This is a genomic window from Actinopolyspora biskrensis, from assembly GCF_013408175.1.
Lineage (GTDB): Bacteria > Actinomycetota > Actinomycetes > Mycobacteriales > Pseudonocardiaceae > Actinopolyspora > Actinopolyspora biskrensis.
Genome location: NZ_JACBYW010000001.1, coordinates 570849 through 593112 on the forward strand (window position 1 = coordinate 570849; position 22264 = coordinate 593112).

16 protein-coding genes are annotated in these 22264 nt (G+C 64.9%); 13 read left to right on the forward strand and 3 right to left on the reverse strand.

The window, feature by feature from the left end; genetic code table 11:
- Positions 1-284: 284 nt before the first annotated feature.
- On the reverse strand, positions 285-746 hold the full coding sequence (locus tag FHR84_RS02620; protein WP_218861878.1) for a very short patch repair endonuclease: 462 nt from the start codon (positions 744-746) through the stop codon (positions 285-287).
- A 518-nt stretch (positions 747-1264) separates the two neighbouring features.
- Positions 1265-3475 carry an ATP-binding protein gene (locus FHR84_RS02625; protein WP_179533792.1) on the reverse strand — a complete coding sequence of 737 codons (2211 nt, stop codon included), beginning with the start codon at positions 3473-3475 and terminating at the stop codon, positions 1265-1267.
- Between the two features lie 590 nt (positions 3476-4065).
- Between FHR84_RS02625 and FHR84_RS02630 the strand changes: the two genes are divergently transcribed.
- Entirely contained in the window at positions 4066-4971 is a 906-nt protein-coding gene (locus FHR84_RS02630; RefSeq protein WP_179533793.1) for a hypothetical protein, read from the forward strand.
- 4 nt (positions 4972-4975) lie between these two features.
- On the opposite strand, the gene FHR84_RS02635 is transcribed toward FHR84_RS02630, so the two are convergent.
- Entirely contained in the window at positions 4976-5530 is a 555-nt protein-coding gene (locus FHR84_RS02635) for an SEFIR domain-containing protein (RefSeq protein ID WP_179533794.1), read from the reverse strand.
- Positions 5531-5713: 183 nt separating this feature from the next.
- Here FHR84_RS02635 and FHR84_RS02640 point away from each other — a divergent pair, with 183 nt between their 5' ends.
- The 12 genes from FHR84_RS02640 (at position 5714) to FHR84_RS02690 (ending at position 22110) form a co-directional block, all read left to right on the forward strand.
- On the forward strand, positions 5714-7111 hold the full coding sequence (locus tag FHR84_RS02640; RefSeq protein WP_179533795.1) for an SEFIR domain-containing protein: 1398 nt from the start codon (positions 5714-5716) through the stop codon (positions 7109-7111).
- Positions 7112-7116: 5 nt separating this feature from the next.
- Positions 7117-10026: a DEAD/DEAH box helicase gene (locus tag FHR84_RS02645; protein WP_179533796.1), complete on the forward strand. Its 2910-nt coding sequence runs from the start codon at positions 7117-7119 to the stop codon at positions 10024-10026.
- On the forward strand, positions 10023-11246 hold the full coding sequence (locus tag FHR84_RS02650; RefSeq protein ID WP_179533797.1) for a hypothetical protein: 1224 nt from the start codon (positions 10023-10025) through the stop codon (positions 11244-11246). Before FHR84_RS02645 ends, FHR84_RS02650 begins: the two co-directional genes overlap by 4 nt.
- 500 nt (positions 11247-11746) lie before the next feature.
- Positions 11747-12220: a hypothetical protein gene (locus FHR84_RS02655; RefSeq protein ID WP_179533798.1), complete on the forward strand. Its 474-nt coding sequence runs from the start codon at positions 11747-11749 to the stop codon at positions 12218-12220.
- Between the two features lie 71 nt (positions 12221-12291).
- A complete protein-coding gene (locus tag FHR84_RS02660; RefSeq protein ID WP_246300192.1) occupies positions 12292-13266 on the forward strand; it encodes a tyrosine-type recombinase/integrase in 975 nt (324 codons plus the stop codon).
- Between the two features lie 814 nt (positions 13267-14080).
- Positions 14081-15352, forward strand: a complete 1272-nt coding sequence (locus FHR84_RS02665) for an RCC1 domain-containing protein (protein WP_179533800.1) — start codon at positions 14081-14083, stop codon at positions 15350-15352.
- Between the two features lie 230 nt (positions 15353-15582).
- The gene (locus FHR84_RS02670) at positions 15583-16881 is read left to right on the forward strand and encodes an RCC1 domain-containing protein (protein ID WP_179533801.1); all 1299 of its coding nucleotides are present in this window, start codon (positions 15583-15585) and stop codon (positions 16879-16881) included.
- 58 nt (positions 16882-16939) lie between these two features.
- On the forward strand, positions 16940-17401 hold the full coding sequence (locus tag FHR84_RS02675) for a hypothetical protein (protein WP_179533802.1): 462 nt from the start codon (positions 16940-16942) through the stop codon (positions 17399-17401).
- 114 nt (positions 17402-17515) lie between these two features.
- A complete protein-coding gene (locus FHR84_RS02680; RefSeq protein ID WP_179533803.1) occupies positions 17516-19249 on the forward strand; it encodes a S8 family serine peptidase in 1734 nt (577 codons plus the stop codon).
- Between the two features lie 333 nt (positions 19250-19582).
- Positions 19583-19708, forward strand: coding sequence for a hypothetical protein (locus tag FHR84_RS22705; protein WP_281361178.1), 126 nt, complete (start codon positions 19583-19585; stop codon positions 19706-19708).
- A 93-nt stretch (positions 19709-19801) separates the two neighbouring features.
- On the forward strand, positions 19802-20677 hold the full coding sequence (locus FHR84_RS02685) for an IS630 family transposase (RefSeq protein ID WP_425489853.1): 876 nt from the start codon (positions 19802-19804) through the stop codon (positions 20675-20677).
- A 308-nt stretch (positions 20678-20985) separates the two neighbouring features.
- A complete protein-coding gene (locus tag FHR84_RS02690) occupies positions 20986-22110 on the forward strand; it encodes a beta family protein (RefSeq protein ID WP_179533804.1) in 1125 nt (374 codons plus the stop codon).
- Positions 22111-22264 lie beyond the last annotated feature (154 nt).

Here is a 22264-nt window from a genome sequence, read left to right on the forward strand (position 1 = left end):
GGACGAAGGGCGTGCCGTTGATAAGCCTGCAAGCTTCACATAACGTGAACACACGGCCGCCGTGTCATCCGCCTTCAGATACCTGGATCCAGGTGGATAGTGCGCAGCTCGCCCCTCCGACACCGTGTGGGTACAAGTCCCTGCGGTTTGCCCCGAACTCGTGTGAGTGTTCGAGGCGAGAACGGGTGCCGATCGGGGCGCCTTGGAGTCGACCCGTTGTCGGCGGGGATCGAGCACGGATCTGGGGAACCGGGACTTGTTCCAAGTTTTCTTCTGGTGCAACATCAAGAATGCGTGCCCCGTTTTCGCTCGTTGACCAGTCGTTCGATCCGCCCTGCGGCGGTTTCGGGGTCGTCGTGCTCCCACACGCGGACGACGAGCCACCCTGTGGCGGTGATCTCGGCGTCCGTGTCCTGGTCGCGTCGCACCACGCCTTCCAGCTTGCGCCGCCACCAATCGCGGTTGCTCTTCGGGAGGAGGCCGTGCTCCGGGTACGAGTGCCAGAAGCACCCGTCCACGAGGACGGCTATCCGTGGTCCGCGTAGCAGGACGTCGACTCGTCTGCGCCTGTTCCCACCGGGGATCGCCACGTCGACCAGGTACCGGAGTCCCCGGCGGTGCAGCGTCTTGCGCAGCCGCAGCTCCGGGCCGGTGTCGCGGCGTCGCATCCTGCGCATCACCTTCGTCGTCGCAGCGGACGAGGCCGGTGGTGTCGGACCTGGATCAACGTACTGGTAGGCGTTCATGTGCGGTCCTCCGGAATCAGGGCTGGGCAGGGGCGGATACTTGCACGCTGCTGCTGGCACCGGCCTCGAGCAGCGGCTGGGCGGACATTGCCACACGGGCAGGCGCGTTCTCCCGAGTCGTCGGCAAGGTGGGGAGGGCAGTGGATCGGGTGTACCCGGTTTGTTTGGCCACGATCGCGACGGTGAGGCCCAGTTCGGAGGTGGTTCAGCTCGGCAACGTCTCGTGGGGCCGCCGTCGGCCCGAAAGCGGTCCACGGTCTCCGCGGTTCGTGCCGATTGGGGTCGACGGTCAGTCGTCGGGTGCGCGGCTCGTTCTTCCTGGACGCGAATCCGGTCTCGTGAGGCCTGGTGCACCGCTGACACCCCTGCGTTACTGCCGGGGGCAAAACGATCGTACGCGGTTTTGCAGGACGGGAAGTCGGTCGACAACGCAGCCCAGAGCTGTCACTGCGCTCACAAGCAAAGGCATTTCCCGCGCCCGCCCCGGGAATCCCAACCGGGGTTCTCGGAGATCGGGCCTACACTGTGCGATCCCGGCGTGATTGATCAGGCTGAGTGCTTTGTCGCTGCCACGGTATGATCCGTTCAGAACGCATCTGCTCCACCTCACGCTCGAGCCGGCGCGCTTCCGGCGCTTCCAGCACCGTGTAGTCCTGCAGAGCCAGCTCCCACTGCACCATCGCCTCATCAGTTCGTCCTCGAATCCTCGCCACGCGGCCGAGACCATGGCGAGCGCGAGCTCGTTCGAACTGGCTGCCGCACTCCACGCTGTGCGCGAGCGCCTCTTCGTGAGCATGCTGTGCCTCGGCGGGCCTGCCCGCTGCGTGGTGCACCTCTCCGAGGCCGTTGAGAGCCATGGTTGCGTCCAGGTGCAGTTCGAGTTCACGGAACTTCTCCAAGGCACGCTGGAGGTGCACGACGGCCTGGCCGAAGCGCCCGAGATCGACCTCGACCAGCGCCATGCTGCGCAGCGTGATCGCGGTATTGCGGGTCGACCCTGTTCGTTCGTAGGAGCTCAGTGCACGTTCGTTCTCCCGCAGCGCTGACTCGTGGTGGCCCTGGTAGTGCAGCACTGTGGCCCGGTTGGCCAGCGCATTGCTCACCCCGTGGACGTCCCCGACCACCTCGAACAGCTCCCGGGCCTTCTCGTAGTGCTCAGCCGCGCGATCCCAACGCCCCTGCTCCAGCAGAGCCAGCCCGAGGTTGTTGCGAGTTTGTGCCTCAGCGTACTGGTTCCCGTCTCGACGGGTGCTGTCCAAGGCGACTTCGTGGGTCTGCTCCCAATCCTTCCACTGCTTGGTGAGGAAGTAGTACCCGCGCAGGGTGTAGGCGAGCTGCCACAAGTTCGGTTCCACATCGGGCCCCGCCATTTGGAACATCGCCCGCACGTTGTGCCGTTCGGAATCCAACCACGACAGCGCCGAAGCATGACTCGCAAGTTCTGGCAGCGACGGTGGTTCGCCATCGAGCGGAATCCGGTAGCGGTGTGGCGTGATGATCCTGTCAGCCTTGTCCGCTGCATGCAGGTAGTAGGTGAACAACCGGTGCAGCGCTTCGGAGCGCTCCGCGCTGCTGCCATGTTCCTCGGCGAGCTCTGCCGCGTAAGCCCGCAGCAGATCGTGCATGTCGAAACGCCCCGTCCCGACTTCAACAACCAGGTGGGCGCGCACCAACGTGTCCGCGAGACGGCTCGCCGAGCGAGGGGAGGTTCCCATGAGCGCTGCGAAGGCATGGGTGTCAAGGTCATGGCCAGGGTGAGTACCCATCATCCGGAATGCTCGTGCGGCTTGCTCGTCGAGCTGGTCGTACGACCACGAGAACACGGTGCGGGCAGTGGTCGAGGAGTCCTGCTCTGCGGTGAGAACATCCAGCCGGCTTCGACGATCGGCGAGATCGGCGACGAGGTCCGCCAACGATGTCGACGGGTGGGACAAGACGACCTCACCGGCGACGCGCAGCGCCAGCGGGAGGCCGGCGGAGTACCGCGCCAGCGCGGTTGCCGCGTCGATGTCCCGGTCCACCCGGTCACCGAGGAGCTTACGCAGCAGGCTCAACGCATCCGACTCGTCGAACGGATCGACACGAACGACATCGGCCCCCTCGCCGGCGATCAACCCGGCGAGAACTCGGCGACTCGTGACCACTACTCGGCACGACGGGGAAGGGGGCAGCAGCGGACGTATCTGACTGTCAGTGCAAGCGTTGTCCAGTACGACGAGAACTCGCCGCTCGCTCAGCAGCGTCCGGTACAGGCCGGCGCGCTCGTCCACGTTCTCGGGGAGCTCGGCATCCACAACACCAAGAGCGCGAAGAAACCCCGCCAGCACGTCACCGGGCTCCAGCGGAGCGTGCGGCCCGTAACCACGCAGGTCTACGTAGAGCTGCCCGTCGGGAAAGGTCGAACTCACCCGATGGGCCCAATGCAGCACCAATCCGGTCTTGCCCACCCCCGCCGTGCCGCAGACCAGGGTGATCGCCGGCCCTTGCACCGACTCATCACCTTGCCCCGCTGCTCCAGCATCCAGGGCAGCGAGCTGCTGCGGTCTCCCGACGAACCCGCGTGGCACCGCGGGCAACTGCCGGGGAACCTGTGCGCTGCGGGGTGGAGCCTGCACCTGCACACCACCGAGGATGGTGCCCGCCTGCACCACGGAATGCGCCTGCCCTGACAACTCGTTCAGCGAAACCTCGCCGTCCACCTGCTGCTCACCACTATCTCGGTCCGGCATGTGCTCCCCTCCTCGAACAGCAACGCACTACGAACATGGCAGCACACGTACCGGGCCTGCGGTACCGTTTGCCGACGATCTCTCCCGGTGCCCTCGCTCGAGCCTCGTCCCGCGGCCGCCAGCGCAGAAGATCCACCCGGCACACCGCCCTGATTCCGGACCAACTCGGCGCGTAGTGATGGGGAGCAACGCCGTGCGTGTCCCGGTCCTCAGAACCCCGGGAAACGCGAACCGCCACGTGCCAACTGTTCGCGAACATCAGCCATCAGGCAGAGATCAAGTTCAGTCGTGCTCGGGCTCCTTTCCAGCCGTGAGTTCTCCTCCGGTGCCACTCGTGCGAGGCCCCGTCCGAGTGTGGATTGCAGCCAGGAAGAGGACGAATCACGCACCGAAGTGGGCCGCACCCGATGTTCCAGACCGAATCCGGAATGCCACCGTCATTCCGATGTGCTCTGCCTGAGTTCGCCGGAGGGCCGGCGACAAGGCACCTTCCGCCTCCTGCTCAGCGGGTATTCCTCCACCGCGACAAGTTGGACGGCTGAAACCGGATTTGGCAACATTGAACCGGTTCATGATCATCTGGAGGGGTAGTGGCCACCGGAGTCGAGGACTGCGAAGCGGACCTGAAGCGGCTTCGCAGGAACCGCGGGTTGTGCTTGGCGCGGTCCGACCAGGTCGGTGATGCCCTGCGCACCGCCTGCGGGGTGAGCACCGATGACACGCCGGTGAGCGCGGTGCGGAAGGTCACCGAGGTTTTGAGCCGGCGGGCCGGTGCGTTGGGGAGTCAACAGCGGTTGGCCGTGCTGACGGCCTTGGGACTCGAGGGGCCTGAATCGCGGTTCCTGCAGGAACGGCAGGAGTGGCTCGCGCGGGAGCTCGAACGCGACTCCCGCACCGCTCGGCGCCGCGTAGACGAAGGCTTCGCAGAGCTCGCTTCGCTGCTCAGCGGAACCGAGACGGCGGCAGCGGTGCCGACGGGTTCGTGGCACACCGAACATGTGCGGGTCCTTCTAGCTCTCGACCAACCGAAACCGGAAACGTTCGTGCTTCACCGCGTGGTGGCCGACGCCGATCCGCTTGACGAGCTCGACCTCGCGGACACGCTGACTGCGGCGGATCAGGTTCAGAACGACATCTCGGTCGACGTGTTCGCCGGCGGCACGTTGCTGTGCGGGCGGAGCGGGATCATGGTGCGGCCGCCTGTACCGCTGCGGCGTGGGCAGAAGCACGAGATCGCGCTGCGGTTCCGCGTGGCCGAGGTGCTGCCGCACTGCGTGTGCGTGCCGAAGGACGTGTGCACGGAGATGGCCCTCACCGTGCGGTTCGGGACACGGATTCCGCGGGCGGTCGAACTGCTGGAGAAGATCGTCCAGAACGAGGTGCGGTCTCGGCAGATGACCGGCGTATCGCTCGAACCGGATTCCGCGGGCGAGGTCCACGCGCACTTCCGGGATCTCGATCCGGGGTTCGCCTACGGCGTTCGGTGGGAGGAGTAGCGCGCTATGGCCGGTTCCCGGATGCCCATCCGGGAGAGCCGGGACCTGATTTCGGGGGCAACTCGAGTGGCGGGCCGAGCTCCGGTCGGACGTGTTCCGGCTGCAAGGTCAAGGTGCGATACAGCTCCTCGATGCCCTCATCGTCGAGTGTCGGTACCGGGTAATGGGTTACACCCCACGGCTGGAGGAAGTCGGGGATCTCCGCCTTCGTTCGCCCGGGCAGTACGACCGGGAGGATGCGCTTGGTCCACTTGCTCCTGGCACGCTGGAGCATGTCTCGGAGGATGGAGACTTCCCACTGCCCGCCTTCGTTCTCGTCGTCACTCACCTCCCCGTTGCCGACGAGCCGGTAGCGCGGCGAAGCTATCACCAGGGTGTAGTCGGTGTTCTTGATGCAGCGCTCGGCCCATTTCCCCAAATCTCGCCGGACCGGGTCGAGCCAGAAGTCGTTCTCCGAGTGGATCCTCCTGTCACCCAGCAACCGCGCGAACTTCCGCACTTGGTCGCGGTGCTCATCGTTGTCATGGATGTAGGAGATGAATACGGTCGGTAGCTGCACTTCTACCTCTTCATATCACTAGCCGGAGATCTTTCGCGAGGTCCATGAGAGCACGCTCCGGTGGACATCCATGTGCCCCTGCTGGACAAATCTTGGACAACTCGTCTTTGAGTCCACGACGCCTGGAACAGGTGTGGCACGTTCTTCGCTGGAGCCGATCATGGGAACGGAGGGCGTTCGTTCGTGTTGAATCCGGGGGAAACCACGCGAAGCCCGCAGGTGTACGTCTTCCACGCGAACGACACGGCCGAGCACTTCGACACGGTGCACCAATTCGCGACGATGTTGCGTATGCGTGCAGGAATTGCTGCTGAACTGGAGGAATGGAGCCCGCCGCAGCGGACCGACCAGGTCGTCGCCGAGCTCCAACGATTCGCGGAAGCGGACTTCGTCCTGGTGGTGGCGTCGCCGGAGATGAAGCGCCTGATGGACACCCTGCATCAGGGAGAGTCCCGCAGGACTATCGGTGCCTCGCTTGCCCGGAACAACCTCGCCGAGGACCTCCCCGGGGCGCTCAGGCAGATGCTGCCGGTCGTCCTGCCCGGGGCGACCCCTGCGGACATCCCGCGAATGCTGTTCTCGTACTCTGCGGACTGCTACGAGATCGACGAGATCGAGACGGACGACGACGACGTCCAGAAGCTCCTGCACGCGTTGTACGACCGCCCCTTGCATGCCAAACCACCGCTGGGACCGCCTCACCCGGTCGCCGCGGAGCCGCGTCCAGCTGGCAGCACGCCTGCGGATCCGTCTGCGGAGGTGCTCCTCCGCCCAGGAGCGACGGTCGTGCTCGGAGGCCGGACCTACCTGGTGCACGACGGAGTCGAGACCCCCAGCGGCGAAGGCGGCCCCGAGGTCTTCCGCCAGGCGCCGGCACTGCTGATCGGTGAGCCGAACGAACGGGTCTGGCTGCGGCAGGTCGAGCGGAAGTCCCGGTGCACCGGAGAGTCCTTCGCAACGCTGGCGGGAGAACACGATCTGCTCGCGGAAATCGGGCAGGAGCAGGAGACCGTGCCACGCCCGCTCGCCCTCCTCGACGAGGGCCGCACGCGGACCCTCGTGCTGGCCTGGCCGCGGCGGGACGCACCTCCCGAGCACTTCGAGACCCTCGCTGACTACGTTCCGCATCCCGCCGAGCTCGACCCGATTGTGGTGCGCCGGACGCTGGAGGCCCTGGCCGGACTCGCCGCCCCGCTGGAGTCGTTGCACGACCGTGGGCGCAGCCACCGCGAACTGGCCCCGCGCGGCATCGTCCGGATCGACGAGGAGAACCTCGCGCTGCGCGATCTCGGCGCGGCGGCTCGGCCGGCCGTTCCGGGCGAACGCGCCACCTATCGCGCCTCGGAGCAGACCCATCGTGGACGCTGCCAGATCGGCCCCTGGACCGATGCCTTCCAGCTGGCCGCCGTCGCCTACCACCAGATCAGCGGTCACCGGCCCGGTGACGAGAGACCCGTGCCGGTGCGGCAGGCCTGCCCGCTCGTGCCGGAGACCGCGCGCGCGTCGATCGATGCCGCCCTCGACCCCGACCCTTTCCGACGTCCGACGGTCACCGACCTGGCCGCCGCGTTCCGGAAGTGAGCCACATGCTGCGAGAAGTTCGAATCCACGGGCCGATCCACCTGGTCCCTGGAAAGAAGCTGGATGAAGAACTGAAGAAGCGCAGACAGGAAGTTCCCGGGCTGCCGACGGGCCCTGAGCAGATCGTCGAGGATCTGTCCGGCCGGCCAGACGGCGTTCCCGCGATCGTGCTGGAGGGATGGGGCAAGGGCGGTCTCATCCTCCACACCTACGGCTATGTCGTGAAGCTCGGCCCGAGCAACGACGAGGACTTCTTCTGGCTCAACCGGGTCGAGCCGTTCAAGCTCGGGGATCATTCGAACCTCGCCCGGACCTGCCTGCTGGTGCACTCCCGGTGGCGTGCCGAGGCGCATCCGCGGGAGGTTCCGAAGGACGCCGCCAAGTCTTGGGGTGCGCTGTGCAAGAAGTGGCAGCGGCTCCAGCAGGACTTGGCGGACCAGGAGAACGTCGCACGCCTGGATTCGCAGCACGTGCGGTACCTGGACAGGATCGCAGCCTTCAACGAGGTCGACCGCGACACCTCGGAGCGGAACGCCTCGCACCGCTCCGGATTCGCCTACTGCAGCGTGCGTCCGGTAGGCGATCACGGCTCCACCGCGACGAGCACCTACGCCTTCGACATCGTCGGGCGTGCGCCGGAACGGAACGCGCACCTGCAGATCAGCGGGGTCGACGATCGGCGGGGGCAGGTGTTGCGGGTGACCGGTGGTACGGCGGTCGTGCGGTTTGACGGGCCGTTGGACTGGGACCGCCTGCCCGGCCGAGGCGAGCTGGTGCCGAGTCGTGTCGACGTCGTGCACGCCAAGCGCCGTGAGGCCGTGGAAGCGCTGCGCTCACGGCAGACGGTGCACCGCTCGTTGCTGAGGGTGCTCGTCGAGCAGCGGATGTCGCCGGTGCGCGAGGTCGGTGCGCAGCCCTCCCCCCAACTCGACCCGTCGCAGGCGCGCGCCTTCCGCGGTGCGCTGGGTGTTGAGGACCTCCTGATCGTTCTCGGGCCGCCGGGCACCGGCAAGACGCGCGTCATCACGGAGATCGCCAGCGCCCTCAAGCACTCCGAGCGAGGGAAGATCCTGATGACCTCGTACTCCAACAAGGCTGTGGACAACGTTCTGAAGCGTAGACCGAAGGACGTGATCGCGATCCGTCTCGGTAACGAGTTGAACGTGGATCCTGATGTCCGCCCCCTGTTGCTCGACGAGTTCGCGAACGATCTGCGCTGCGAGCTCGAAAGGAGCAGCAGCATGCGACACGAGAGGTACGAAGGGCTTCCGGCCGCGCTCGCCTGGCACCACGAATTGGGCGAGCGGATCAGCGACTGGCGATCGTCCTGGACCGAGCTGGAATCGTGCGGGACCGAACTGGAGCAGTGCCGCCGCGCGGTCGGTGGAGCTGCGCATGTCCGCGCACGGCGACTTTCCCGGCGAGCTCACCGCCAGCAGCAGCGGACTACCCGAATGCAGCACCGGTTGGATCGGCTCGTCCAGCGTGCCGATAGCAACAGGTCCGGAACTGGTTGGTGGTCTCACATGATCGGTCGTCTGCGCGACCGCCGGATCGTGAAGTGGCAGGAGCGGCTCGTTGCCGAATCCCGACGGTTGGGCGAGATCCGCGAAAACCTCAGGCGCACTCAGGAAGAACTCGAAGCGGTGCTCCGGGACGTACCGGAGGTGCAGGCAGCGCAGCGGAAGTTCGAAGAGGCGACGGAGAACAATTCCCGGAAGCGGGCCGACGCCCTCCATGCGTTGGCAGAGCTGCGCCACGCGCTCCTCAACGTGCAACCGCTGCCGGGGGTGTCCGGTGTCGAGGACGACACGACAACGTTCCGGCGAGTCGAAGAGCTGTACGCGACCGTGCACGAGCGCGTCGGTCTCCTGCAGGCCCGCGCCCAGTTGATAGACGACTGGTACACGGCGATCACCAACTGCCAGTCCCAACAGCTGCGCCCCGAGCTGATCCGCTACGCCGACGTCATCGGCACGACCTGCATCGGCGCGGCCAACTACGAGGACATCTCCGCGGAGGAGTTCGACCTAGTGATCATGGACGAGGCTGGGCAGGTGCGGACCTCGGATGCCCTGATTCCGTTGATCCGGGGACACCGCGCGGTTCTGATCGGCGACGAGAAACAGCTGCCTCCGGTGAGCGAGCACGAAGTGGAGGAAGCGATCGAACAGCGCGGGGATTCCGCAGCGCTCCTGGAGCTGTCTCGGAAGAGCCTGCTGGAAGCTCTCGTCAACTCAGTGCCCGCGAGCCACGTGGTGCAGCTGCGGACGCAGCGCCGGATGCCAGAGGAGGTCGCGCGGTTCGTCTCCCAGCACTTCTACGGCGGAACCCTGCAATCCGCTGTGGAACCGCGGCAGGGCGACGCGCTCTTTAGCAAACCGCTGGTGTTCGTGGACACTGCGGGGCTGTCCGATCAGGAGCGCCACGAACGGCTGGCACCCGGCCGGCACAAGGGGTACGTCAACAACGCGGAGGCGCAGGTGCTCAACCGGCTCGCCGAGCACTACGCGGCCAGCGGGGCGGAGTGGGCGCTGATCGTGCCGTACCGAGCACAGCTCGAACACCTCAAGCACATGGCCGGAACCTGGGCTCCGAGCCAGGAGCACGTGGACGCCAACATGGGCACGGTCGACTCGTTCCAGGGCGGCGAGCGCGATGTGGTGCTCTACGGCTTCACGCGCAGCAATTCGGGCGGCCACATCGGATTTCTCGACGACCTGCGGCGACCGAACGTCGCGTTCACCCGGGCCAAGCAGCGGCTCGTCCTCGTCGGTGACATGAAGACGCTGCTCACCGCCGCAGATCCCGAATTCCGCACCATGATGGAGACACTGCACGGCACGCTGCGCACCGACGGGGAAATGATCAACCACCACGACCTCGTCGCCCGACTCACAGCACTGGGATCATGACGACACAAGAACGTTCGCAGCAGAAGAGCTTCGCCGCGAAGCGGCGCGCACTGGAGGACGCAGCGTACCGGAAGGGGCTCCACCCCACCCGCGTGTTCCCCGTTTTGTTCCCGGTGCACGAGGTCGAAGTCCGGGCCACCACCAGGGTGGGGCGTCCCTACGGGCTCATCGACAAGTTCCTCGAGCGGTCCATCGCCGAGGGCGGGATCACGACGATTACAGACCTCGCCGATTTCCTGGGGCTGGACGCTGTTCTCGTCGACCGGGCACTCCGGGTGCTGCGCCGTATCGGACACCTGCGTCCGCACGACGACGAGCTCGTGCTCACTCCGCTCGCCCACGAGTCGCTGAGCGACGGCACCCGTTACGAGATCCGCCGCGAGGAGCGGCGCAAGATCTACTTCGAAGGCTTCCAGTCGCAACCGCTGCACCGGCGCCACTACGAGGATTCTAGCGCCTTCTTGACTCCGGTGGAGGCGGAAACCCGGGCCAAAGAAGAGAGATTCTCCCAGCTGCTGTCGACACGACCGTTCCGGAAGGATGCACTTGCCGCTTTGGAGAAGCACCCTGAGCGCGGGAAGTTCAACCTCCCTCTCACCGTGGAGAACCCGCGGGAGATCCAACCGGAATACGTGTTCCTCCCGCTCTACCTCGTGCGCGCGATCGCGCGCGGCGGGCACCTCCGCTACCTCGCCTACGACGAAGCTAACGTCGGTGAGTTCGACGAGGGGCTCAGCGAGCTGTGTACCCAGCAGCCGGAGATCGCCCGCGCCCTGCAGAACGAAACGCCATCGGTCGCGGAGCAGAAGTACAGCGTCCAGAAGTGGCTGGACAAGAACGCCCCTTCCGGACGGAGCCCCTTCCAGCACCCGGACGGGTCGTGGCAGGTCAACTTCGCACCCGAGGACTTCGAACCGGTTGGATCGCGAAGCATTAGGGACGTGGGCTCGTTCGTCGACCTCCGCACCGTCGTGGTCCGGATGTGGTGCCAGGACCACGATGTGCGGCGACGTGCCTTGCTGAAGCGTGTCGAATCCCAGTTGGACCGGTTCCGCTACAAACCGCAGGACCGTGCGGACGAGTTGCGCATGACCGGGGATCAGCTGGAGTTTCCCGGCCTCGACGAAAGCAGGCTGCGCGCGTTGGCTACCGAGGCCGGGAGGAGTGACCTGGTCGATCGGCTCGACCAGGTGGTCGGCACCCCCGCGCAGGACACCTGAGCCCAGGTCTCTTTCCTGGTGCTGATATGGATTTGGGAACGGATCTGAAGCGCTGTTCTGCTCCAGCCCCGGTGAGCAGTTTGGGACGAGCGGCAGAGTGATGGGCGAAGAGGACTCGCCCGTGCTCTTCCGCGTCCGCGCCAGTCGTCACCAGCTCGATCGCTTCCGGCGGCGCGCCGGACGGCTCCGCATCTTTTCTGATCTCGTACGGGCGGCCAGTCGTTCACGTTCTGCGCGATACCACTCTTTTCGCCCCTAGTAGGGATCGAGTGGAGAGCGCAGCCTCCAACATCGACGGCCGCCTGGCCGCGCCGCTATGAGGGGTCCGGCAATGTGATCCGGGTGGTTAGTGCGCAGTTCGCCCCTCCGACACCGTGGTGTGGGATCCCTCCCACAGTATGTGAATCTTTTTCTTCCTTTTTCGGTGGCTGGCGCGTGGTGTCGCGTCGGCCGTTGTGTCGTGTCCTGCTCCCGGTGCTGGTGTCCCGGGGGTGAGGCGTGTGTCTGAGTCGGTGGTTCCCGGCCTGGCCCCGTCCGGGGCCGGTGATCGTGCGGATATCGGTGGTGGGTCGGGTTCGGCGCGGGCTGTGCGGGCGATGCCGTTGGCGGTGCTGCCTGCCCTGCGTGTGCGCGGTTCGCGGTGCTATCGGATCGTGGCGCTGGACGATCGTGGGCGGTTGGCCGAGTCGGCGGTGATTGCGGCGCTGGGGTGGCGGCCGGGGCAACGGTTGGCGATCCGGGTGGTCGAGGGCGTCGTGTTGATCGAGGCCGATGGTGGTGGGGTGTTTCGGCTGTCCCGCCGTTGTCACGTGCCGTTGCCCGCGCCGGTGCGCCGGTGGTGCGCGTTGGGTGCGGGTGATCGTGTGCTGTTGGTGGCCGAGCCCGCGCGGGGACGGTTGACGGTGTATTCCCTGACTGCCCTCGACGGGGTGCTCTCGTCGGTGCACGAGCGCGTGTGGGGTGAGGCCGAGTGAACGCTCAGAATGATCAACCTGGTGCGCCGAGTGGTGCCGACGTGGAGGCGGCTCGGTTGGTGTTGGCGCGGATGGGGGTGGCGCCGGAGGATCTGGTCGGGTCTGCGGTGGAGTCTTGTGTGGTGCCGACGTTTGCCGAGTACGTGCCGGTGGTGGAGCAGGCGGTGTCGGCGGGTACCAGGCGGGTGTATGGCTCGTACTGGAAGCGTGTGCTGGAATTCTGGGGTTCTCGGCGGTTGGATGAGCCCACCGCGTCGGAGGTCAAGCACCTGGCCGAGCGGGTGCGGGCCCAGCGGGTGCTGCGGCGCAACGCGCGGGGCGGCAGAAGCGCGGTGGAGCACTGCATCGCGGCGTTGCGGTGTGTGTATCGGCACGCGGTGGCTGACGGGATTGTGTCGGAGTCGCAGGATCCGGCCCGGCGGGTGGCGATGCCGCGTCGGTTGCCGAGTACGCGTCGGGGGTTGGGTGAGCAGCCGGTGGCGGAGGTGAACCGGGTGGCCGCTGCGACGGGCAATGATCCGGCGTTGGATGCGTTGTTGGTGCGGTTGCACACCGAGACCGCCTGCCGCCGGGGCGGGGCCCTCGCGCTGACGGTCCGGGATCTGGATACGGACCAGTGCCTGATCCTGTTGCGGGAGAAGAATGATGCGGTGCGGTGGCAGCCGGTTTCGCCGACGTTGATGCGGTATCTGCGCGAGCACGCTGATCAGCGGGGTGCGCATGCCTCCGGTGACGGGAGGGTGTTGCGCTACCGGAATCGGTCACCGTTGACGCATCGCCGGTATGACCACTTGTGGCACCGGCTGGGTCGGCATCTGTCGTGGGTGGCTACCCAGCAGGTCAGCACGCATTGGTTGCGGCACACCACGTTGACGTGGGTGGAGCGTCACTTCGGCTACGCGGTGGCCCGGGCCTACGCCGGCCACACCGACAGTGCGGGCGAAAGCGGGGTGACGGCGACCTACGTCCGCGCGGGGCTGCCCGAAATCGCCGCAGCCCTGGCTGCCTTGACGAGTGAGGAACACCCACTGGCCCCGGCGGACTAGATGTGCTGTCCGCCGCGGCTCCGAGTCCTGAACGGTGCCGAGTTCGAGCAGGAACACCAGTGCGAGACGCTTTCGTCATCGCGGTGACCGGTTGCAGCACGGCTTTAGTGACGCGCTCATCAGTGCCCTATTACTGTCCTGGGAACGACGAAGCTGCCGTCGATAACGAGCCTGCCGATCGGAAATCACTGGTCATAGGCGGGACCATTTGTGTCGTGCCCAGCCAGGGGCTCATTCTGGCGTCGCTGCGTTGTCTCGGTTGGCTTTGCGGAGCTGCCTCGTGCTCGTGTGAGGGGTGGTCAGCTACGGGGTCTCGCACGGTGGTGTTGAGGCGCCGCGGAACCGGTCGATACGACGTTGGTGGCCGGCTCGGCGGCCTCTGGGGGCGTCCAGTGGGGACCGGTGGAGTGCTGCTCCGGTTGGTTTGCCGGTTCCAACGCCCGCTCCTTCGCTGCGAAGATCGTGCGCGGATGCGCGGATGGGAGTCGCGAGGTCCGCCGTGCCGGTCGGGCTGTCGACCGTGGATCACGAAGGGTTCTGTGAGGGATTCACTTCTCTCGATGGGCAACCTCCGGCCACATCGACACAATCCGCGTGCGACAGGTGGTGAGGTTCACTGGGGTATGCCACCCGAACATCGGAAATCAGTAGGAGTTTTGCGCGGAAGGTTCAAGGGAACACGAATAGTGGGGGCGGAGGACACAGGGTATTCGTACGAATACGAGTAGTTTCACAGTTGCCTGAACGAGAATTCGTGTTTGGTTCCTGCGGTGGAGTGGGCCATGTGATGTCGTTAGTGGGGGGAAGCATGGGTGTGGTCGACTACGTCAGCACAGCAGAGGGAGAACGAAGCGGAGCGGGAAGCGAAGCAGTCGCTGTTCCCATCGACAGGGGATTCCTCGATGCCTGGGGTTGCGACGACGACGGCGAGGGGCGGGTGCCGGATCGGCTGAAGAACACCATGGTCACCGCTATCAGCGCGGGGTCTGGGCACAACCTCGTCCTCAAGGCGGACGGCACCCTCGACGCCTGGGGGCACAACAAGTGGGGGCAGGCCACGGTGCCGGACCGACTCAAGGAAGCCGAGATCACCACCATAGCCACCGGGTACGACCACAATCTCGTGATCAAGCAGGACGACACCCTCGACGCCTGGGGTTGCAACGATGATGATCAGGGCGGGATCCCGGATCGGCTCACGGGCACGAAGGCCGTAGCGATCAGCGGTGGGGCCTGGCACAGTGTGGTGGTCAAGGACAACTTCATCCTCGATGCCTGGGGCCCCGAGAAATTCGATCAGGCCGCTGTGCCGAGCCGACTGCAAAACACCAAGGTGGCGGCTGTCAGCGCCGGCTACAACCACAATCTCGTGATCAAGCAGGACGGCACCCTCGACGCCTGGGGGTCTAACCACAAGAACAAGGCCACGGTGCCGGACCGGCTCAAGGACGTCAAAATCGCCGCCATCAGCGCCGGTCACGACCACAGCCTCGTGATCAAGCAGGACGGCACCCTCGACGTTTGGGGCATCGAAGGTCAGGACGCGGTGCCGGATCGACTCAAGAGTGCGATAGTCGTCGCCATCAGCGCCGGCTATGACCATAGTGTGGTGCTCAAGCGAGATGGCACGCTCGACGCATGGGGTGGTGACGCCTGCGGCAAAGTCACGATACCGCCCAGGTTCAAAAACACCAAGATCGCCGCTGTCAGCACCATGTACTCCCACAACCTCGTCCTCGCGGCGGTTCTGCCGAGCAAGGCCATCAGTCTGGTCAATCCCGCGGCAAAGGGGCAGGTCGTCAGACCGAACACGAACGCCCCGCATGCGCTTCACGCGCGGGTGCGAAGCGAAGACGGTAAGCCGATCCGTGGGCTGGGGATCACCTTCACCGTCCTGGGAAGCAGCGGGTCGACGTTCCTGGCAGGGGGCAGGGTATACGGCGCGACGACGGACACGGATGGCATCGCCCGGGCTTCGCCACTCCGGGCGGGATCGGGCAGCGGTTCCTTCAGCGTCGTAGCCAACGCTCCCACTCGACGGGAGCTGGGAGTGCTGGAGATCCCGTTCACCATCACGTCTGTCTGAGACGAACACGTGACCAGGCCGGGACAGCCCGACCGTGCTGGTCAGGCGATTGAGCGTGCAAGGCAACCCCTTGATTGTGACCGCGAATTCGGCTCTTCCCTCTCGCGGGACAACCTGCGGTGAGCGTCCGTCATCCGATGGGATTTCGCGCCGCGCGAGAGCGTATGGCCTTCGGATGGGGCAACCGCACTGTGGATGTGGTTCGCGGAGTGTCGCCATGGAGGTAGCACATGGGTACGATTGATCTTTCGAGCACAGTGGACGAACTTCGGGGCGGAGTGGAAGGTGGGCTGACCGCCGCTACCGTCGGCGCGGGGTTTCTGGATTCCTGGGGTAGCAACCACAGTGGTGAATCTGTCGTGCCGGATCGATTGCAGAACACCGGGATTATCGCTGGCTGCGCCGGCCGTCATCACAGTCTGGTGATTAAGAAGGACGGTACCCTCGACGCCTGGGGAAACAACGTGTTCCGCCAAGCGACGGTGCCGGATCCGCTCAAGAACACCGCGATCGTCGCTATCAGCGCTGGTCTGATGCACAATATTGTGATCAAGCGGGATAGTACCCTATATGCTTGGGGACGCGTGAACGATTACGGTCAGGCCGAGGTGCCCCACTGGCTCAAGGACACCAAGTTCGTCGCGGTCAGCGCTGGCTATTCCCACAATGTGGCGATCAAGCAGGACGGCACTCTTGAAGCCTGGGGCTCTGGCGGGGCCCGTAGTGTGCCGGATCGGCTCAAGAGCACCAAAGTCGCAGCCGTCAGCGCCGCGCGCGTAATGACACTCGGGCACGAGCACAATGTGGTGATCAAGCAGGACGGCACCCTCGACGCCTGGGGCAACAACCGCTGGGGGCAGGCCACAGTGCCTGACCGCCTGAAGAACACCAAGGTTACCGCGGTCAGCGCCGGTGGCAGCCACAACCTGGTGATCAAGCAGGACGGCACCCTCGACGCCTGGGGACATAACAACTACAAGCAAGCCGTCGTACCGGAGCGGCTCAAGAACACCAAGGTGAAGGCGATCAGTGCCGGGCTCAGGCACAACCTGGTGATCAAGCAGGACGGCACCCTCGACGCCTGGGGAGAAGACGGCGACGAACGGAAAGCCACCGTACCGGACCGGCTCGCAGCAGCCGAAGTCGTCGCCATCAGTGCCGACGATCACCACAATGTCGTTCTCGCGTCCGTTCTGCCGAGCAGGACTATCAGCCTGGTGAATCGTGCGGCTATGCGTCAAACGGCCAAACCGAACATGAACTTCCCCCACGCGCTCGACGTACAAGTGCGCAAGGACGGGCACCCGATCAGGGATCTGGGCATCACCTTCAAAGTCCAGGGCAGCAGCGGATCGGCATTCTTGGCGGGTGGCACCGTCTACAACACGACGACGGACAAGGACGGCATCGCCAAGGCCTCTCCGTTGCGGGCGGGCTCGAGGAGCGGCCCCTTCGTCGTCGCCGTCAACGCGCCCACGCGGCCGGACCTGGGAACTCTCCACATCCCGCTCGCCATCGCATCCGCTTGACGGCGGCGTGCGGTCGGACCGAATCGCTCAGCAACACCTGACATCCGAGGAGGGAAGGATGACCGAGTCAGTGAAGAACAGGACGGAGCCAGGAGAAGAGGGGCTGGCCGGCGAGGGAATCACCGACATAGCGATCTTCACCGATCTCAAAGCCGTGTCCGGATATCAGAAGATCAATCGAAACATCAACAACCAGGGTACGGCCTTGTACCTGGGATTCTCGAAGTCTGGCAAGGGGTCGGCACTGGTCAATCTCGTTTTCCACTTGGCGTGGATGGAGACACCGGACTGCTACAGCGTGCTGGACCAGGACCTCAACCAAGGGGCGAAGAACTGCTCGGTTCCCCTGTACCTCGCCACCACCGCGAGAGCGACGGAGGGGGACAAGCCAATCACCAACCTCGACGTGATCGAGTCATCGAAATCGCCGGCACAGGGGTGGAAGAAGGTCCCCTTGAGTCTCAACATCGGTGTACCGCAAGGCGAGAACCTCAATCTCGCCTACCTGATCAAGCAGTAAATGGCCGCTCGGGTCGGGCGGATCTTCTCGGCCCGAGCGGCAAACGGCAGAGGATTCGCGCTCTGCGATCCCCGTAATACCGAACGCACGATCGCTGCTTCCGTGGAGGACACCGTGGAGTACGGGAAGATTTCGCCGGAACTGGCCCTCGCCTACGACACGTACGTGGAGTCCGGATGGGAGAGACTCGCGGCTCACCTCGACAGTCATGACCTCGCTGGTTTCGCCGTTCCAGCGGAGGAGGAACAGCCGGTTCGTGTCGTGGTGAACCTGATGTGCGATCCCGAAGCCGACTTGGGGGAGCTCGCCGACATCGGCGTCAGCATCGACGAGGGCGGTCGGCGCGTGCGCACGGCGAGCTTGCCGCTGGACGCGTTGGAACAGCTCACTGAACATCCCGGTGTGGAGTGGGTCGGCCATGACGAGCACGTCCACCCGCGTCTGGACGTCGCCGCGGACAAAGTCGGGCTTCCCGAGTACCGGACGCGCACGAGCACCAGCGGCAAGGGCGTGCTGATCGGGATCGTCGACACCGGCATCGACGCCACGCACACCGAGATCACGGGCCGGGTCCAGCGGATCTGGGACCAGACGGTCACGGGCAACGGCGTGCCCGAAGGAAAGTACGGGACGGAATACACCGGTTCCGACGTGACGAAGTCGAAGGACACCAGAGGACACGGCACTCACGTGGCCGGGATCGCCGCAGGTGCGGGGGCGACTTATCGGGGGGTCGCTCCTGAAGCGGAACTGGTCGTGGTCAAGTCCACCCTGGATTCCTCAGGGGTCATCGCCGGGATTCGCTACCTCGCACGCATCGCCAAGGAAGCGAAGAAACCGCTGGTGATCAACCTGAGTATCGGTCGTCAGATGCACCCCCACGACGGCACGGACCTGATGTCGATGGCGGTTGACGAGGCATCGGGGCCGGGTGTGGTCGTGTGCTGCAGCGCGGGCAACGACGGATCGAGTCCGATCCATACTGAGGCCAACGTCGGACCGCACGAAGTGACAATCCCGTGCAACTACGGTTTCTACGACCAGTATGGATACTTCTGCGTCAACGGGTGGTACTCGGGCACGGACGAGATCGAGTTCGCTCTGGAAGCTTCGAACGGCGCGCGGACCCCCTTCCAGGGTTTGATCAAGGCCGGGAAACCCTACACCAGTCACAAGTTGGATGAATGGGAGGTTTATCTCGCTCATGGCGTGGACGCGCGCAACAAGGATAATTACATCGCTACTACGGTCATTCCACCGAGCGATGCCGAGAAGAAGCGCTCGTTCTGGAAGCTCGTCCTGCGCGGCAAGAGCCTCAGCAAGCCCATGATCACTCACCTCGACGTGTGGTGCAGAGGTGACGTCTATCTGGCGGGTCCGGGAGACCACACGAAGATGACGATCGATGCTCCCGGCGATGCCTCCAAAGCGATCACCGTTGGTGCCTACATCACGCGCAAGAAGTGGACCGACATCAAACAACTGGACTGGCAGTACAGCTCCTACACCGAGAACGCGATGGCACCGTTCAGCAGCCAGGGCCCACTTCGCAACGGCACCGAGAAACCGAACGTGGCGGCCCCCGGGGCGGTCATCGTGTCGTGCCTGTCGAGCACGGTCGCGGAGAAGCCCGCCAGCGAGGACACACCCGACGCCAACCATGTCATCAGCAGCGGCACGAGCATGTCCGCCCCGTTCATCGCCGGTATCGCGGCCTTGCTGCTGCAGAAGGAACCGGCCCTCGACGCGACCAAGATCCGGGACAAGCTCGCCTACTGGCCGAAGAGCGACGCCAAGCACGATCAGGACGTCTGGGGAGAAGGCCTGATCGACCTCGACCAGATGTGACCGCTCAGGGAGCATTGGTGGCATGCGCCGCCAACACGTTCCTGCTCTCGAGAAGTTCCAAGAAAAACACCCCTACGAGAAGACCACGCGAATCCACGCACCCTGGGGAGCAAACCGGAACATTTCCCACTGGCGAATGGTTTCGAAGAGTTTCCGGTCAGCCAAAAGAGTTAGTTCGCCTTTCTTCCGCGGGGCTCACACCGACGTGGCACTGCCGCGCGACCCGCAACCACTAGTGGCTCGTCTATGGACCTTGGACGGGCTATGTGATCTTTGTTTCGGGTGGTCGGGCATGCTGTCTCTACGACGGTGTTGAGTTCGTGGAGGTGGTCGATGCCGCGTCGTCCGGAGGTGTTCGTGTGCCCGGTCAGCATGGCCGAGGGGCAACACCTGCAGAAGATCAGTCGAACCTCGAAAGACCCGGTCAAGCTGCGACGGGCCATCGTGGTGTGGGCCTGAAGCGCAGGGCCAGTCCGTGCCTGACATCGCGCAGCTGCTCGATGTCAGCGCCGACTATGTCCGTGACGTGGCCTACGCGTTCAATGAGCAGGGATTCGAGGCGTTGTCCCGCACAATGGAGCGGAGGGCGCACCCAAGACGATCGCTGAGTCCACGCGGGCTCGGATCTGCGCGATCGCCGGGTGTGCCCCCCGTATCCTGCGGCAAACGTTCAGCACGTGGTCACTGTCCAAGCTGTGCGACTACCTCCTCACTCACGGCTACGTCGAACGGATCAGCCGCGAGATACTGCGCCGCATCCTGCGGGACGGCGGAGTGTCCTGGCAGGCCACCGCGACGTGGAAAGCCTCCAACGATCCGGATTTCACCGCCAAGATGAGTCGCATTCTGGAGTTTTACGACCACCCACCCGCCGACGGGCGCGTGCTCTGCGTCGACGAGTTCGGACCCTTGAACCTGCTGCCGCGCACGGGCCAAGCTTGGCGCCCGTTCAAAAAACCCCTGCGCACGCGGGCGACCTACACCCGCACCCACGGTGTTCGGCACATGCTCGCCGCCCTCGACCTGGCCACCGGCAAGATCACCTACCGTATCCGCGACCGCAAACGCTGGCGCGAGTTCCTCACCTTCCTCAAGCAACTGCGTCGCCGCTGGCCCGGCCAACGGCTCTACCTGATCCTGGACAACTACGGACCGCATAAGCGCCCCGAGGTTCTGACCTGGTGTCAGGCCAACGACATCGAACTCGTGTTCGCCCCGACCAACGCCTCCTGGCTGAACTGGATCGAGTCCGAATTCGCAGCCCTGCGCTACTTCGCCCTGGACGGCACCGACCACCGCAGCCACGCCGAACAAGACGCCGCCCTCGGCGCCTACCTCCGCTGGCACAACCAGCGAGCACAGCCGAAACACCACTTCGCAATCAACTCACGCATCCGACAAACCGATTACACGATCAACGCCGCCTGACACGACACTAGCGATACTTGCCGTTACGCACACCACCAACGAGCCATCACGCAGAACACGGTCAAAACTGACCGAACGAACTCCCCGATTTCTAGCGTTATTTCGAGTGCCTGGCGTCCGGTGATGACCCGTTCAGCCGATAGATCGTCTTCGTGCGCTCTGAGACTCTCTGCAGCGGCACGTGAGGTGTCCGGCCGGGAACGCCGTTGTGGGAGGGGAGTGCTCTGCGCTCGCGGGACGGGCGCCGGAGGTGGTCGCACGAGGATATGGCCCTGCCTGGCCACGACGGTACGAGGGGATGGTGCTCGATGGATGACGAGGCTGCCTTGTCTCCACTGCTGGCTGTGAAAAGCAAATGGGGTGAGCTCGACGCCGTTTTCCAGACCGAGACCGCTTCACCGGCTCCGATCATCATGGTCGAGCTGCTCGACAGGCTCCCGGATTCCGAGCGGGCCATGATGATGAAGAAGCTCGTGCGGGCCGGAGCGGAGCTCGTCAGAGCTGGACGTTCCCTGTGGGTTGATACCACGTGGTTGTCGGTTTCGAGCTCACTCGCGAGGGTTCCACAAGGCCCCTTCGAGTACTTGGACGAGAAGATCGACGCTGAAACCGATGGAGAGCTTCCTTTTCAGGGGATTGATGTTCCGCCGTTGATCCCGGTCGTTTCGGCGACCGTGGATAAACGCGAACTCAACAGGGTTCGGCTGCTGCGCGAGCACAAGCTCAGGCAGATCGCGGTGCGGTTGGGAAAGGAGTCCCGCAGCAGCGGGACCCAGTTGATCGCTCACCTCGAACGAATCATGCACATCGTGGAGGTCAGTAGTCGAGACGTGCACCTCGTGTTCGACGAAGGCTACATCGAGGGAGTCGACGGACAACGGGTTCACAACCTGGTGAACACGATCGCCGCTGTCCGCGAGTACGAGTTCGCCTCGATCACGGTGCTGTCCGGATCGACGCCGCCGCAGCGTGGCACGTTCGAGACCCGCTTCAGAGCACGCCCCGAACTCGAGTTGTGGTCGGCCGTTGCTCAGCTCAGCCGGCAACCGCTTCGCTACGGCGACTACGGAGTGGTGCACCCCGTGCCCCCGAAAGGAAGTGGGGGATTCCAACCGAACCCGTACATCCACTACACCCTTCCTGACAGATCCCTCTCCGTAGCGCGGAGAATCCCGAACCGCAAACCAGGATCTGTGCCGGAAGGGGCCTTCGAGAAGTACTTCCTCGAAGTGGCCGAGGAACTCGTGGGGCGTCCCGAGTTCGCCGGTAAAGGCTTCTCCTGGGGGGACGGCAGGCTCTACCAGTGCCGCCACGACTCCTACCCACGCGTCGGTAACTCCTCCAGCTGGATCGCCATCGCCACCTCCCACCACATCGCACACCTCTCCCAGCGGCACGGCTCGGAATCGTCCGGCGAACCACCCGGTCCCTGAGCTTCGCCGGGCAACGACCACCGTACGGAGCACGACGGGAATCAAGTGGTTGCGAACACCGAATTTCCCATCGCTCTCCGCCTGCTCACGAAGTGATAACGCGGTGTTACGCGATCTTGGTGCAATGCGATGGGGAGGGTGTAGAACCGAAGTG